We start from the raw sequence: 13,926 nt of genomic DNA on the forward strand, positions 1-13,926 counted from the left end.
GGTTATTCCGCAGTTTGCTGCTCACACCTGAAGTGAATGTTCACTGTGGTGCCTTCATTGATTTTGGACTCTATGTCCATCTTGCCGCCCATCTCTTTGATCAGATCTTTGCAGATCACCAACCCCAGGCCGCTGCCGCTGCTGGCATTACCGCGATTCTTGGTTGAGAAATACAGGTCGGCGGCTTTTTCCAGCACGTCAAAGGACATACCAACGCCATTGTCAGCAATGCTCAAACGAACCCCATCCGGTTCCATATGGGTACTGACCTGGATTTTCTTCTCTGTGCGCCAGTAGCACTCCACCAGGGCGTCGGCGGCGTTGACCAGGATGTTCAGCAATACCTGCAGCATTTTGCCCTCATTGAACTTGATGGCCGGTATGTCACGGTTGAGATGATAACCCAGACTGATATTGAGCATGCGCTTGTCATACTTCATCAGATTGCAAGCCCGCACTATCAGATCGTTCAGGTTATGGTATTCCACCGTGCTGGTGGTGTCGCGGAACAGGCCGGTGAATTCCAGCTTGATGTTGTTGATGCGCCTGGCTTCATTGAGCATGCGGTTGGTCATGTCGATCATGGCCGTTTTGCTGTCGGCATCGAGTTGATCTTCGGTGAGCATCACCAACATGTATTCCAAACCGCCCTCGATGGCCACCATGGGAGATCCCATTTCGTGCATGGCGCTGGCGATGAGCTTGGACTTGGTGGACAGTTGTTGCGCCTGACTAAAGGAATTGGAAAACATCATGCGCTCGGTTTCATTGATCAGGTGGAAGCAGAAGCTGTCCTTGTAAAATACACTGCGCTGCAGCCTGAAAACCGTGTCGGGGTACTTTTTGCTTTTGTACAGCAGGCTGCTGTTGTTGATCAGCAGTTGCAGCGTGATCTCAGGTTCCTGAACGTCCGGATCGTGGAATTGGATCAGCTCGTCAATCTGCTCGCCCTGAACGGAACGCATGGTGAGATCCAGCATTTCGTTGGCTTTGCCATTACTGCGCAGTACTTCGCCGTCTTCATTGAGCACCAGAGTGGGCAAACTGGTGCTGGTTATCCAGTCCAGATCGAGGCGGAACTTGCGCAAATGCCACACCAGCAGCAATAACCACAGGATAAGCAGCCCCAGACAGCTGATGATGATATAGGAAGACAGCTGCTCGTTGGCTGCCAGCACCGGCAGTGGCAACAGGGTAAACGCCAGGGCGCTTTTAATGCCGGTCTTACTCATTGCCTAGATCCTCCCTGGGGAATGTGAGGGTGACTTTACAGCCTTTCCCCTGCTCCGAACTGATGGTGATACTGCCCTTGATATCCTCCATCACAGAGCGGCAGATGCTCAGGCCAAAGCCTGCGCCGGCGATGTCTTCCTGGGTGGTGATATAGGGCTCCAGGCAGACATCGATCAGCTGGGGCGACATGCCTATACCATTGTCGGCAATCTCCAGCAGCACCTTGTTGTCCGCGTATTGCAGCTTGAAATGCAAGGTTTGATTCTTTTTAAAGCTTTTTTGCAGTGCCAGCAGCGCGTTGTCACAGATATTGTTCAGCAGCAGGCTCATCTGCTCCCGGGAGGCCCGCACCGCGGGAATATCATTGACTATATCCATCTGGATATCCACCTGATACCAGCGTTCATCCAGATTGAGGAAGTAGATGTACTGTTTGACCTGTTCCGTGAGATCGAGGATTTCAGAGTCGCTGCCATATTCGCTGGCAAAATTCACCAGGTGCGTGTTGAAGGCCTCAAGCTTTTCCACCTGCTGGGTGATGAGCGCCAGCGCTTCGGTCCGCTGTTCCGGATCTGACATTTCGTAGGCGCCCAGCAGTCCCTTGATGCCGGCTATGGGATTGCCCAGCTCGTGGATTAACCCCGCCACCAGATGCTTGAGCGAGGCACTGCGCACCTGATTGAAATAGGTATAACGGCCGAAGGCCAGTTGCTGATCTTTCCTTTCCAACTCAATGGAAACCTGGTTGACCGCCGAAAACAGCTGGCCAATCTCATCACTGCGACTGACGGGCAATTGTTCGGGTTTCTGATTGCGAACCAGGAGTTGAATTTGTTTCACCGCCTGATTGATCTTGCTGGCCAGCATGTTGAAAAAGCTGATACAGAGCACAGAGGTGAACAGGGCTATCAGCAGCACTATCATCATCACTACCCGGGCCGATTCTTCACTGGTCTGCAGGTATTTTTCGGACAGTTCGCTGCGCAGCTGCTGTTGCTCTTGCAGCGCCGTCACCAGGTTATGGTTGGTTTGACGCGACTGAGCCAGCACACTGTTGACCAGTTCACTTGAGGGTTGCATGACCATGGCAGCCATCATTTTCAGTAGTTGTTCAATATCTTGTGTGTGTTCGGGCATGATGCCGGCAATCACATTTTTGGCTTCCGCCAGGGCGAGGAAGTTCTGGTGCAGCCCGTTCAGCAGGTTGCGGTCGAAATTGCCGTCCTGATCCAGGGGCTGTTTGAGCATCAGCAGATCTGTCATCACCTCTATGAGTATCAGGTGCGACTTGGTCAGATCTTCACTCTGACTGTTCAATTGCAATATCTGGCCATAGAAGTGGTACAGCTCATCTTTTTTTGACAGGGCGTAGGAGCTGGTCAGCAGGATGGCGACCAGGACTATGGCCAGCAAGCCCATGGCCTGGGTGCGCAATTTGAGAAATTTGAACATCAGGTAATAGGACAATTTGTTCATGGCCGCACGACCTCAGATTCTGCCTTCAATTTTTGCCAGGCGTTGACCAGACTGGTTTCATCCAGCTCACCCTGGTGCACATACAGGGGCTGACCCTGGGGATTGATAATCACTGTGGTGGGAAATACCTGTATTGGGTTGGCTTCGGTGGCTTGGCCAATCAAATTGGGGAAAGTCACTGGGTAGCGCCTTAAAAACTCATCGGCCAGAAAGCGGTCTTCATCCATGGAGTAACCCAATACCGGCATGCCGTTTCTGTAAAGGCCATCGAGCATGGGCATCTCCCGGCGGCAGGGCGCACACCAGCTCGCCCAGAAATTGACAATCAGCAGTCCACTTTCGCTGCTTTGAGTAAACAGCGGCTTTAACCAGCCATTTGCCTGCGACAGGGGAGTAGAGTCCCCCATGTTCTTCGCTGTCAGGCCACCGGCCAATGCCGCCAGCATGAGCAGGGATAGCAATAGCCTGTTCATCCCTGCGTCCCTCCCTCAGCCTTTAACTGATGGAAGGCTTGTTCAATATAATCAATCAGCTGCTCCAATTGCTCCTCGGTGAGCACATTGCGCCACGCCGGCATGGAGGTATTGACCACGCCGGATTTGATCCTTTCTTTGAGTTCGGCCCGGGTGAGCTGCCCCATAAACTGGCTCGAGGTCAGATCCCTGGGTTTGCGTTCCAGAAAGCTGCCAATCCAGTTGTGGCCTGTACCGTCTTTGGCATGGCAGAAGGCGCAGTTGCCATCCCACAATTGCTGGCCTTTTCTGGCCGATTCGCTGAGCCCGGCTTGGCGTTCGGGTCTGTCGTGCTTGAGAAATACCGATGCCCCGGTTACGCCGTCAAATTCGGTAAAAGAGTAGTTGTTACGGGGATAGGAAATACTTTCCGTACGCCAGATAGGGCCCTGTGACTCAACCTTGCCCTGGTCATGGCAACTTATACAGGCTTTTAAATACAAAACCTTACCTGCACGTTGCTCGTTATTGAGCTTGTCATCCGCCAGATCAACAGGCAATTCACCGGTCGCAAAAGGAAAGGCTGCCTGGTAGCGTTCGTGGTTGGGCCAACCCGCCTCGGCGGTATGGTAATGGGTATTGGCGGCCTTGTTTTCCATGAATTCCTTGCGAATAAAGCGGACAACTGTGCTCACTTCCGCAGCGGACAGGAAATAATCAAAACTCATCATGGCGGTACCCTCTATGCCCTGATGAACCACGGTTTCCATTTGCTCCTGGGTCCGGTCGTTGAGGGACATGGCGGCAAAATTGGCCGGCTTGGGATCCATCCAGCTTGCCGCCAGGGTCTTGGCATCGCCCGAGTAGCCGTGGCAATAGTAGCAGCGGTAGTTGTACAGCTGTCTGCCGGCTTCGTGGTCGGCATCCACCTCTGCCAGGGCAGACAGGCTGAGCAAGGACAGCAGTACCCCAAGCAGTTTATTGCTCATTGGTCACCTGAGTGTTCTTCACCTTGGGGTTGCGCGGGGCGATGAATTCGCTGAACACGTATTCGGTCAAATCCGCCATTTGCTGCTTGGTCAACACCTGGCCCCAGGCCGGCATTTCTGAACCCAGCACCCCCATGCGAATACGCTCGTAAATATGGGCACGACTGAAGCTTTCGGTCGCCGCCGGATGAGTGAAGTCCCTGGGTTTGGGGAAAATGAAAAAGGCGCGCGGTCCCTGGCCATCACCATGTTCGCCATGACAGGTGATGCAGGTTTTGTTGTACAGCTCCTTACCGGCAGCCCGATCCGCCGTCAGCTTGACCGGCAGTGGCGCATTGATATCAAGCTTGGCTCCCATATGGGCGCCGTGGTCATGGATGGCCTCACCAAAGATGATGCTGTCATCTTTGATGTTAAGGTCTTTGCTGGGGTCATAACCCTGGTTGTCCAGGAAGGGATCGACCCCTTTATCTTGCTGGGTGGTCTGGCTGGCGGTTTGCACCTGTGAGGCTGTGGTTCCCTGGACGTCTGCACCCGACAGGAAGGGATCGCTGCTATCGGCACCTTCACCTAGGGGACGTCCCAGGTAGCCGTCGATGCGGGGCACATCCATGATGACCACCCTGATGTAATCGACAATGGCGTTAATCTTGTGTTCGCCGAGGCGCTTGCCCCAGGAGGTCATGGCGGTTTGCGGTCTGCCGTTGGTGATGGAAAATATCATCCGATTGCGATCCAGCACCTTTTTCATGGCAGGGTCGGTAAATACCGCCGGTTTGGGGAATAAACCGGCCTGGGCCATGATGGCCCCTTCACCTCTGTCGCCGTGGCACACGGAGCAGTGGCGTTCAAACAATTTCTTACCCTCATCGTACTGGGCAAAGTTGTCCTGCTTGGCCATAAAGCTTTCACGGGCATAGTCGACGACAGCGATGATTTCCTCATAGCTGAGTTTGTCACGAAATCCCATCATGGCCGTGCCGGGTTTGCCGTCACGTACCGCAATCAACATTCTGGGCCTGTCCATGCTGACTTCGGCGGCAATGGAGGTGAAGTCAATAAAATGCCCGGCTTCACGCATAGCCGCGACACCGCGACCGTCTGCACCATGGCATTGGGCACAGTTGTTGCGCCACAGTATGGCACCGTTCGCGTTTTGCTGAGAAGGCGTGTCCGCTGCCTGGCCGACGACGGTAAAACTGAAGAGGAGGACGCTAAACAAGCATCTGATAAGGTTTGTTTTTTCCATGGAACTCAACGGCCTCCGGCAACACTGGATGCAGGTATACTAACAAGGTTAAGGGTTGTACATCAGCAGAGCCTGATGCAATTGTGTAATGGATCACACTTGATTTTTAAATTTTTTGATAGTCTCTCACCAAGACAATGACCCTTAACCCAACAGGAACTTTGCAGGATATCTCATGGTGAAACTCAAGGGACCCCTAACGGCAGTGGCCTGTATTTTAGCAGTCAGCAGTTTGCTGTCGGCTTGTTCTAGCTCAAACAAAGTGCAAAAGGCAGAGGAGTTTGTTTACCCCAAGCCGCCCGATGAGCCCAGGTTTTACTGGGACCGCATGCTGCTGGGCAGCATGAGCGTGGAGCACCAAACGGAAGAGAGCAAGATCAGCTCCTTTCTCACCGGCACCTTTGCTGCTAACAAGGGATTCGTTAAACCCTATGGTATCGCCGTACACCAGGGGCGCATTTTTGTCTCGGATCCCCCGGGGCGTGATGTGATGATGTTTGACCCGGCCCACTACCTGTTCAAGTCTTTGACCTCTGATCCCAATGTATTGTTGATGAAGCCCTATGGGGTGGAAACCGATGCTCAGGGAAACCTGTTCGTGCTGGATCAGGGCCTCAAGGACGTAAAATTGTTCGACCGTGATGGCAATTATCTGCGGACCATCAAACCCGATGCCCAGTTGAGCATGCCCACGGATCTGGCCATTACACCCGATGGCAAGACCATGTACATTTCCCAGACCGGCGGTGTATCTGAGTCCATGCATGTAATTTTCCAGTTTGATACCGAGACCGGCAAGCTGCTCAAGACCTTGGGTAAGCGCGGCCGCGGCGACTTGGAATTCAACCTGCCGAAGGGCATTGACCTGGACAAGAACGGCCTGCTCTATGTGGTCGACAGTGGCAATTTCCGCATTCAGGTGATAGATCCCGATAAAGAAGTGATGGTGCGCACCTTTGGCCAGGTAGGCCAAAGATTGGGGACCTTCTCCCGACCCAAAGATGTGGCGGTGGATAAGGATGGCAACATCTATGTCTCCGATGCGGCCTTCGGCAATTTCCAGATTTTTAATCCCGAAGGACAGTTGTTGCTGTTCGTTGGTGAGCGCGGCAGCGATCTCAAGCCCGGTACTTATATGCTTAACTCAGGTATTGCCGTGGATGAGGATGGCCGTGTGCTGATGGCGGATCAGTTCTTCCGTAAGGTGGACATTTTCCGTCCCGCCAGAGTAGGCAAGGAGCAGGGCTTTTTGGGCGTAAAAGAGAAGATTACGGACGAGGAATACATGAAAATCAAGCAAGAGCAACAAAACGGACAATGATGCTGCCTTGCTTATCCGACACCGGAGAACACCACTATGCACGTATCTGAAGACAATGTAATCCCCTGCAGAAACGTCGATGTCGTGCCACAGCAGCAGGGACGTATGCTCTGGCTTGAGCGCTTCTTCTTTAAATACCGCAGCTATATAGGTCTGGTGCATTTCGCGGTGTTCTGGGTGTTTTTGGCCTTGCTGTTTGTGCCCTTGTTTCTCGACGAGGTGTCGGAAACCGACACAGTGTTTACCCACTTCACCCTGCTGGCCAATTACACCATGTGGGGCTTATGGTTCCCCTTGGTGTTTCTGTCGGTGATCTTCACCGGCCGTTCCTGGTGCGGCTTGTTGTGCCCCATGGGCGCAGCCAGTGAATACATCAACAAGTTCGGCCTGCACCTGAAAATCCCGGCATTTATCCGTTGGGAAGGTATGCCCATCATCAGTTTTCTGATTATCACCACCCTGGGACAGACCGTGGGTGTGCGGGACCATCCGGAAGCCATAGCTTATGTGTTCGGCAGTGTGATGTTGGCGGCTATCATCATTGGTTATCTGTATGGCCGGAACAACAGGGTCTGGTGTCGTCATATGTGTCCCATCGGCCTGATGCTGGGACTGTTTTCGCGCCTGGGCGTGGTGCAGTTTTTCCCCAAGCGTCCAAGTCATGGGGCCGATCAGTATCATGAATCCAGTCTGTGCCCGACCATGATAGATTTGCGGCACAAAAAAGAGAGCCGCCACTGCATTGAATGCTTCAAGTGTGTACACCCCGAAGCCAAATCCAGCCTGATAGTGAGGGCCCGTGCCCCCGGTGAAGAGGTGGAGAATATCCACAGCCATAATCCCAATTGGGCCGAAGTTTGGTTCTTCTTCCTCGGCACCGGCTCCGCACTGGGGGGCTTCCTGTGGTTGGTTTTGCCCTTGTACCAGGATCTGCGTCAAGCCTTGGGTGAATGGTTTATTGAACATGACCAGTTCTGGATTGGTGAATCCGGCCCCTGGTGGTTGATGAGTGTGCATCCCGAGCGTCGTGAGGTCTATAACTGGCTCGATTTTATGACCATAGTGGGCTTTATGACCGCGGTAATGCTGGTGTTTGCCACTGCCATGTTCCTGCTTAATCTGCTCAGCAGCAGTATCGCCCACGCTGGAACAGGAAAAGATCGCCGCCAGTTCTGGGGCAGCTATGTGGAATTGGCCTATCAATACATGCCCGTGGCCATGGTGTCATTGCTGATTGGCTTGGGCGGCAAAATATTCGAACTGCTTGGTTTGGTTGGCCTTGGCAGCAACGGCATTTTAACCATTAAGCTGGTGCTTTTTGGCATCAGCTTGTTATGGAGCCTGTGGCTTGGCTGGCGCATCCAGACAGTGCAGGAGGTTCCCTTGGGACGTAAGGTACCAGGTCAAATTGTCGGGACCTTGACCAGCCTCTTTATTGCTGCGTGCTGGTGGCCCGCTATCTTTGGTATTTGAGAAGGAAAAACAATGAAATCACTCAAGTTGACTGTCGGAACCCTGATGGCGGGACTGCTTTTTACTTCGGCCGGTTGGGCCGCCGGTCAGGCTCAGGACCAGATAACAGAAAAATACGGTATGAAGATCTGGGGTCTGTACATTCAACCCGTGTTGATGACAGGTGGCAGTACCAATCTGAAGATGCCACTGGGTGAAATGGCCGACATGCAGCATATGGATCATGCCAATATGAGCAGCACCGACCATAAAGTTGAAGCCGGCGCGGATATTCACCTGGAAGCCAAGGTGCACGCGCTGGAAAACAATCCCTATGGTTTTGTAAAGGATTCCTGGATCCCTTATCTCAAGGTTGACTACCGGATTGAAAAAGCCGGTTCAGACTGGTTTACCTCGGGCAGTTTCGATCCCATGGTCGCCAACGACGGCCCCCACTATGGTGGTAACGTTAAGCTCAATGGTGTCGGCAAATACAAGGTGATGTTCCGCATCACGCCGCCAAACCTGATGCTGCACACAGATAAAGAAACAGCACCGTCCAAATGGTTTGAACCTTTCATCGTCAGTTGGGATATGACTTATTTGGGAACCGGTAAGAAAGGTGGCTATTGATCCTGACTTTTTGCCAAATCTGTAATTGTGATCAAATAAATTGTCATAAATCTCAGATGATTAACCTTGCCAGTAGCTGGGTCTTCGGAGACACTGGGAACGCAGGATTTCCGGCCTTCCCGCTTGGGTTTCGGAGTACCCTGCGATGGTTCTGACTCAGGGATGGTCGTCTAGGCGCGTAAAGCTTCTTGAGTGCAGATGCAGCAAGTGTTTCGCGACAGTGACCGACTCTTGGGAGGTGGCATGATTGGTTGGTTGATGCAATGGTTTGATGTGCAAAATCAGATGATAAGTGCACAGGACTTGGCGTCGCTGCGAAAAAGACTGCTGGGCAAGTTTGCCACGGTTTATATGCGCCTCACCCTTGTCTGTCTGGTATTGGTTGGGCTCTATGTTCTCATCGCCTTTAAGCTGAGCTTTGCCGAACTGACCGAGCTTAAATACAGTGAGCTGGGGCGGGTACAGAGCCAAACCACCCAATTACTGCGGGAAATAGAGTTAACCAGTGAAGAAGAGGCCAATCGCTTTTCGGCCATGACCTTCAGCGGCCTGGATCACCGCGAGCGCAGCTTTACCATCTCCAAACTCTTCAGTGAATATGTCCAGGTCGTGTCATACATTGACGTGGGCAGCGGCATGATAGATGACTATATGCCGTCTTATCCATCGAACAAATTTAGGCATACCGTCAGTCAAAAGCTGGGTGTCGATAACCACCTGATAGAATATTATAAAAAAGGTAACCGGAACTCGGTTTTCGGTTTATTGACCCCGCCGGGCCATGATGCGGATGTCAATTTTTACGTTGCCAGCCCCATGTTGTTCGGTGACGATGTGGCCGCCATAGTGCTTATGGTATTCAACGCCAGGGTGTTGTGGCCGCAAGATTACACCGACCCCAATTTCAGAATGATGTTTGCCAATGGTCATGACCTTGGGGGGCAGCAGGAATTGTTTGATCTGCAGGACACCCCCTGGAACGGCGTCATTGACTATATCAAGCAGCATCCCGACCAAAGGGTAAAAGAGCAATCCCTCAGCCGTATCATTTACCGTACCATTTCCATGGCGGCCACCGACACCGAAACCAAGCCACTGTGGCTAAGTTTCAATCTGAATATTACTCCTTTTGATGTGTTTCACTTCGCCAGTTACCGCTTTACCACAGCCGGCGTGGTGTTTTTGCTGCTGTCCCTGTTGAACCTGGTGATCAGCTATTACTACTCGGTCAACCGGGTGCGCCAGTGGCTGGCCCAGCGCGAATCTGCTGTGCGGGCCATGGCCTTTGATTGCTGTGAAGGACTGATTATCCGCGATTCCTCAGGTGTGATAGTCAATGTCAACCAAGGGGTGCTGGACAGCACAGGGTATAGAAAAGAGCACATCTTGGGCACCAATTTGAGTTTGCTCGATAAAGATCAGGTGGAGCGCAGTTTTGCCCAGGGTATCTACCTGCAAGCCAGACAACAGGGCCGCTGGCGTGGTGAAGTAGTCACCTACAACAAGGACAGGAGCCACAGGGTTCAGCTGCTGACCCTGGGGGTGTCCTATAACGAACGGGGTGAGGTTGCATATTACGTCGAGAGTTATGCCGATCTGACCAAGATTAAACAGCAGGAAACCGAGCTGCGGATTGCGGCCGTGGCCTTTGAAACCCAGAACTCCCTGGTGATAACCGACGTGGAAGGCACAGTGCAGAAGGTCAACAAGGCTTTCAGCCAGATGACCGGCTATTCGGAACGGGAGATAGTGGGCGGCAAACCCAATGTGCTCAGTTCCGGACGCCATGATCAAAAGTTCTATCATGCCATGTGGCAGACCCTGTTACAGGAAGGCTGTTGGCGTGGGGCGGTATGGAATAAGCGTAAGGATGGTTCCATTTATCTGGAGCTTAAGGTCATCACCGCGGTGAAGGACGGCTCGGGCACTATTACTCACTTTGTTTCCAACGGTATGGACTTCACGTTGCAAAATGAGCTGGAACAAAAGCTCGAACGTATCTCCAAAACAGACGAACTGACTCAGTTGTATAACAGGCGTTGCTTTGACGAGATGCTTAAAGATCAAATAGCCATTTTCAATCGCTATCACACCGAGTTTTCAATCATCATCCTGGATTTGGACCACTTCAAGTCCATCAATGACAACTATGGTCATGATATAGGTGATGAGACCCTCAGGCAGGTGGCCCGCATTTGCCAGGAAAGTGTCCGTGATACCGACACTGTCTTCCGCTGGGGTGGGGAAGAATTTGTCATTCTCTTGCCGGAGACAGGTACAGAGGGTGTGGCAGTCATGAGTGAGAGGCTGCGAAAAACATTGGAAAACAGCAAACTGCAACCACCAGTCACCTGCAGCATTGGCGCCACCAGTTTCTGTGATCGGGATGACAAGGATACAGTCCTCAAACGGGCGGACGATGCTTTGTATCGAGCCAAGGTAACGCGCAATACCGCCATCATAGCTGAACTCGCCAATGAAGAAGTTACATGAGTGAATCCTTTCGTGTCGGGCTGAAGACCTATCTGCTGCCTTTGATCCTGAGCTTGCTGACATTTTTTGTTGGCACTCGCTTCATTGACTTGCAAACCACTCTGTGGAGCAGGGATCAGGCCGATATTTTGGAGGCGCTGGCCGAACAGCAGGCGATCAATATCAAGCAACAAATAGACAGTGCTCTGATCTCATTGGAGATACTGTCTGATCAAGTCAAAAAGAATCCCGATATCAGCCGTGAGGAATTTGAGGTGGTGGCCAAAACTGTGGTCAGTTCCATCAAGATCCTTTCCAATGTGCAGTTGGCCAGGAATGGAGTGGTGAGCTACATATACCCACTGGCCGGTAACGAGGCTGCCATTGGTCATAACCTGCTGATGGATGACAATCGCCGTGCCGATGTTCTCAAGGCCATCAATTCCCGCAGCCTGGTGTTATCCGGTCCCTATAAGACAGTTCAGGGGCCGATAGCCCTGATAGCCCGGCTGCCAATTTTTATCGGCGAAGGACAGGGCAAGGGTTTTTGGGGCTTTGCCACCGCGATGATCCACCTTGACCGGTTCGAGACCAAGGTGGGGATCAGTAACCTGGTGGAAAGTGGTTTTCTCTATCGCATAACCACCAAGGTGTCCGAAAGAGAGTTTGCCTTCGGCGACAGGATAGCCCCGGAACTGGTGTCATTTTCAAGGGAAATCCACATCAATAACAATGGGGTTTGGACTCTGACCGTGGCGTCCAAAGGCAGCTCCAATTTGTTTGCCATCCGCATGGCCTATGGCGCGCTGATCATCATATGTATGCTGATCTTCTATATCAATTTCCAGCTGTTCCGTCGCCCGAGCCGCCTGATTTCCAAGCTGGACAGCGCCACCAAGGAACTGGCCAGGCTGGAATACAATGATGAGCGCAGTGGCTTACCCAACCTGCATTACTTCACCGATATGTTCAACAAGAACAAGTCGAACAAGGAATCACGTCATGTGGGTGGCTTGCTGCTGATTAAGATTGATAATTTCAAGATGTTGCGCTCGGTGTTTTCGTCCGAATCCCTCAGACACGTATATCAGGATATAGCCTCGGTACTGACCACCATTACCCGAAAATCCGATTTGATTGCCCAGGTGGGGGAAGACAGTTTCGTCATATATATAGACAACTTCACCAGTCTTAATGATGTGTGGATTTGCGCGAACAAAATATCAAAGCTGTTGAATAAACAACTTTCTTTTGATGACAGAATTTTCCAGCAACACTGTTTGGTGGGGATCTGCCTTTTTGGCCAGGATGGCACAGATCCTGATCATTTACTCAAGCGGGCCAATATCGCCATTGATGTTGGGGTGCAGAGCAATTCCAATATCAATTTCTTCAGTCACGAGATGGAATCCCAGTTCCTGCAAATGATGGAATTGGAGATGCAACTTGAAAAAGCGACCGCTGAAGAGGAATTCATTCTTCACTATCAACCGCAGGTCGATATAGAGACCATGCAAATCAAGGGCTTTGAAGCGCTTATCCGTTGGCAGAAACAACCCAATGAAGTGATTTATCCCAATGTGTTTATATCGGCGATAGAACGCATGGGGCTTATCAACACCATAGGTTATTCGATCATTAAACAGGCCTGTCAGGCCCAGGCCATTTTTACCAACGTGCTGGGGCGGAATGTGGGCATGTCGATAAACCTTTCCCCGAGCCAGTTTGTCGACCCCAATCTGTTTGCCGTGATTAAGGAAAATATTCTCAGCATTGGCAGTCCTCCAAACTGTTTTACGTTCGAGATCACCGAGTCCCTGTTCGTGGATAACAGCGCCAATGTGATGGACACCTTGAATAAGTTGAGGGGTTTTGGGGTGCATATTGCCCTGGACGATTTCGGTACCGGTTATTCGAGCTTCAACGTGCTGCGGACCTTACCTATTACCGAGCTCAAAATTGACAAGAGCTTTGTCGATAATGTCACTCTCAATCCCGTGGATGAAGGTATCACCACCACCATCATCAAGTTGGCCAAAGATCTCAATATGAAGGTGGTGGCTGAAGGCATTGAGACCACCACTCAGCACGAGTTTATGAAAACCCACAATTGTAATCTTGGCCAGGGGTATCTCTACAGCAAGCCGGTTTCCCTCGACAAGGCGCTGGAGCTGCTGTATCAGGAACGTGAGCACAGGCCACATAGGCTGGGTGTAGACCCCATGCCTCAGTCAATCTGAGTCACCTCACAAAAAGCCAATCACAAGGCTGCTCAATAAAGCAGTTGAGAAAAGCAGCAAGCGGTGCACCAGTCACCGCTTCTTTGTCTGTGTGGCCGCTTGGACTTTGTGAAAGGCCTGCGCCAATGAAGTGGCTTAGGCAGTCTCAGCCACGAAAAAAGCCGCTCAGGAAAGCAGTTCAGGACAGCAGCACACGGTGTAACAGCCACCGCTTGTTTGTCTGTGTTGCCGCATGTGGTTTGTGAAAGACCGGTGCCAATTAGGGGCAAGCGTGAGCGGGCACAGTAGTCTGGGGCCTGGGGTGGTGGAGGGGCTGAAAAAAGTGACAGACAGCAAGACAGCCCCTTTTCGCAGTGGCAAAATATGGGCCGTACGCATAGGTGACCGCTTTATCGGCTAAAGCGGGTTT

General features: G+C 51.9%; 10 protein-coding genes. 5 read left to right on the forward strand and 5 right to left on the reverse strand.

The annotated features are described in order from the left end of the window. Positions 1-2: 2 nt before the first annotated feature. From JYB84_RS02310 to JYB84_RS02330, 5 genes are read right to left on the reverse strand one after another with little or no spacing between them, the layout of a single operon-like run. On the reverse strand, positions 3-1,232 hold the full coding sequence (locus JYB84_RS02310; protein ID WP_207321848.1) for an ATP-binding protein: 1,230 nt from the start codon (positions 1,230-1,232) through the stop codon (positions 3-5). After that, positions 1,225-2,709, reverse strand: a complete 1,485-nt coding sequence (locus tag JYB84_RS02315; protein WP_207321849.1) for a sensor histidine kinase — start codon at positions 2,707-2,709, stop codon at positions 1,225-1,227. The genes JYB84_RS02310 and JYB84_RS02315 overlap by 8 nt, the downstream gene beginning before the upstream one ends. Beyond that, positions 2,706-3,182, reverse strand: a complete 477-nt coding sequence (locus JYB84_RS02320) for a TlpA family protein disulfide reductase (protein ID WP_207321850.1) — start codon at positions 3,180-3,182, stop codon at positions 2,706-2,708. The genes JYB84_RS02315 and JYB84_RS02320 overlap by 4 nt, the downstream gene beginning before the upstream one ends. Beyond that, complete coding sequence (locus JYB84_RS02325; protein WP_207321851.1) at positions 3,179-4,150, reverse strand: c-type cytochrome; 972 nt, start codon at positions 4,148-4,150, stop codon at positions 3,179-3,181. Before JYB84_RS02325 ends, JYB84_RS02320 begins: the two co-directional genes overlap by 4 nt. After that, positions 4,140-5,372, reverse strand: coding sequence for a cytochrome c (locus tag JYB84_RS02330; RefSeq protein WP_207321852.1), 1,233 nt, complete (start codon positions 5,370-5,372; stop codon positions 4,140-4,142). The genes JYB84_RS02325 and JYB84_RS02330 overlap by 11 nt, the downstream gene beginning before the upstream one ends. A gap of 289 nt (positions 5,373-5,661) precedes the next feature. Here JYB84_RS02330 and JYB84_RS02335 point away from each other — a divergent pair, with 289 nt between their 5' ends. The 5 genes from JYB84_RS02335 to JYB84_RS02355 all read left to right on the forward strand — a co-directional run bounded on the left by JYB84_RS02335 (position 5,662) and on the right by JYB84_RS02355 (position 13,517). After that, entirely contained in the window at positions 5,662-6,720 is a 1,059-nt protein-coding gene (locus JYB84_RS02335; protein WP_207321853.1) for an NHL repeat-containing protein, read from the forward strand. A gap of 36 nt (positions 6,721-6,756) precedes the next feature. Further along, positions 6,757-8,193: a 4Fe-4S binding protein gene (locus tag JYB84_RS02340; protein ID WP_207321854.1), complete on the forward strand. Its 1,437-nt coding sequence runs from the start codon at positions 6,757-6,759 to the stop codon at positions 8,191-8,193. Positions 8,194-8,205: 12 nt separating this feature from the next. Continuing rightward, on the forward strand, positions 8,206-8,805 hold the full coding sequence (locus JYB84_RS02345) for an iron transporter (RefSeq protein ID WP_207321855.1): 600 nt from the start codon (positions 8,206-8,208) through the stop codon (positions 8,803-8,805). 198 nt (positions 8,806-9,003) lie between these two features. After that, positions 9,004-11,298 carry a sensor domain-containing diguanylate cyclase gene (locus JYB84_RS02350; RefSeq protein ID WP_207321856.1) on the forward strand — a complete coding sequence of 765 codons (2,295 nt, stop codon included), beginning with the start codon at positions 9,004-9,006 and terminating at the stop codon, positions 11,296-11,298. After that, entirely contained in the window at positions 11,295-13,517 is a 2,223-nt protein-coding gene (locus JYB84_RS02355; protein WP_207321857.1) for a bifunctional diguanylate cyclase/phosphodiesterase, read from the forward strand. Before JYB84_RS02350 ends, JYB84_RS02355 begins: the two co-directional genes overlap by 4 nt. Positions 13,518-13,926: the final 409 nt, after the last annotated feature.

Source organism: Shewanella cyperi, from assembly GCF_017354985.1.
Classification (GTDB): Bacteria; Pseudomonadota; Gammaproteobacteria; order Enterobacterales; family Shewanellaceae; genus Shewanella; species Shewanella cyperi.